The sequence below is a fragment of the Baaleninema simplex PCC 7105 genome, from assembly GCF_000332355.1.
Taxonomy (GTDB): Bacteria; Cyanobacteriota; Cyanobacteriia; order Cyanobacteriales; family Geitlerinemataceae; genus Baaleninema; species Baaleninema simplex.
Window position 1 is genome coordinate 221631 of record NZ_KB235962.1, and the last position, 1279, is coordinate 222909.

2 protein-coding genes are annotated in these 1279 nt (G+C 46.8%); both read right to left on the minus strand.

Annotated elements, in window-relative coordinates; translation table 11 throughout:
- Positions 1 to 72: 72 nt before the first annotated feature.
- The gene (locus tag GEI7105_RS32615; protein WP_342662871.1) at positions 73 to 1029 is read right to left on the minus strand and encodes a WD40 repeat domain-containing protein; all 957 of its coding nucleotides are present in this window, start codon (positions 1027 to 1029) and stop codon (positions 73 to 75) included.
- Positions 998 to 1279 (minus strand): WD40 repeat domain-containing protein (locus GEI7105_RS40145; RefSeq protein WP_026097986.1); only part of this gene is annotated, 282 nt, incomplete at its 5' end. The genes GEI7105_RS32615 and GEI7105_RS40145, both read right to left, overlap by 32 nt.

Genomic DNA, 1279 nt, shown 5'->3' on the forward strand with positions numbered 1-1279 from the left:
CCCCTTGAATGACTCGTTAATGTGTTTAGACACTGAAAGTGATGGTATAGCATCTGTAGTCGTTTGAGTGGTTCAAGCCGCTCCCCAAATTTTAAGGGTTTTATCCAAACTCCCACTCACTAAAAGTTTGCTGTCTGGACTAAATGCCAGATCCATTACATATCCTGTATGACCGGTAAGAGTGCAGATTTCCGCTTGAGTTGCGAGATCCCACAATTTAATGACGTCTCCGCCACTGGCTAAAACCTTTCCGTTGGGAGCGATCGCTAGGGCTTCAACGGTATCGGAATGTCCCTTCAAAATACCTTGGTTTTGACCTGAGTGAGTGTTCCATAGGTAAATTTCTCCATTATTATGTCCGCCTAAAGTTAACGAACTGTCTGGAGAGATGGCGACAGATGAAATGACACTTTGAGGTGTCTTTATCGTCTGCTTGGTCGGCATAGTCTGCTTGGCCCGCACGCGAATTAGGTCTTTTATCTTTAAGTCATCTAGATAGGCACCCACCAGAAACTTCCCATCAGCGCTGACTGCCATTCTTGACATTGAACCCAAATAACCTAAATGTTGTCCGGTCTTGACATCCCAATAGGAAGCGCGGCCTCCATCAGTTCCCATGAACAGAATTTGGCTGTCATGGCTGAAAGCTACTGAGGCAATTTGAGGATGGCCTTGTTCCCTGAAGCTTCTGAGTGTGTGTTGAATTTCTCCCGTTTGGAGATCGACTAGCTTAGCCGTTTCGTCCCGACTGCCACTAGCTAGGGTTTTTCCATCTGGACTCAAGGCAATGGTCGCGACAATATTTCGATGAATTTTCCACGTTTGTTGTTCCTGTCCGCTGGGAAGGTTCCAAAATTTAAGCGTTGCATCCGAACCCCCACTCACCAAGAATCTCCCATCGGGACTGAGCGCTAAGGCTTGGACTCCCCTTGAATGACTCGTTAATGTGTTTAGACACTGAAAGTGATGGTATAGCATCTGTCGTCGTTTGAGCGGTTCAAGCCGCTCCCCAAATTTTAAGGGTGTCATCCAAACTCCCACTCACTAAAAGTTTGCTGTCTGGACTAAACGCCAGAGCCTTCACATATTCTGTGTGACCGGTGAGGGTGCAGATTTCCGTTTGAGTGGCGAGATCCCACAATTTAATGACTCGTTCGTTTCCGCCACTGGCTAAAACCTTTCCGTTGGGGGCGATCGCTAGGGCTTTAACGGTATCGGAATGTCCCTTCAAAATACCTTGGTTTTGACCTGAGTGAGTGTTCCATAGATTAATTTCACC

Excerpts from the sequence above, each read along its gene's own strand:
- GEI7105_RS32615 (WP_342662871.1), bottom strand. The coding sequence starts at position 1,029 with ATGACACCCTTAAAATTTGGGGAGCGGCTTGAACCGCTCAAACGACGA.